Source organism: Halomonas sp. SIMBA_159 (assembly GCF_046536035.1).
GTDB lineage: Bacteria > Pseudomonadota > Gammaproteobacteria > Pseudomonadales > Halomonadaceae > Vreelandella > Vreelandella venusta_A.
The window spans coordinates 1-245 of record NZ_JAWJBT010001307.1 but is presented as its reverse complement, the minus strand read 5'-3'; the positions used below and the strand labels follow the sequence as shown (position 1 = coordinate 245).

The window sequence follows — 245 nt, the reverse complement described above, 5'->3', positions numbered from 1 at the left end:
CGACTGTCTGTACGACAGTGAAGATACCACAACCATTCATGTCGGCAGCCTGAATTTCCGTTTGATGCTAGAGACGGAAGACCGTTCGGCTTTTACGTCTATCCCTATTCTGAAAATTTCGGAAGTCAAAAGTGATGGTACTGTATTACTTGATGACAAGTTCATTCCCACTTGCCTTGATATTAAAGCTTCCGCTGTACTGACAAAGTTTGTTACCGAATTTGCTTCTTTGCTAAAACATCGCG

General features: G+C 42.4%; 1 protein-coding gene. It reads left to right on the top strand.

All coding sequences use genetic code 11. The features are described 5' to 3' along the window. On the top strand, positions 1-245 hold a 245-nt coding region (tssK, locus tag R0J87_RS23485), incomplete at both ends, for a type VI secretion system baseplate subunit TssK (protein ID WP_498889393.1).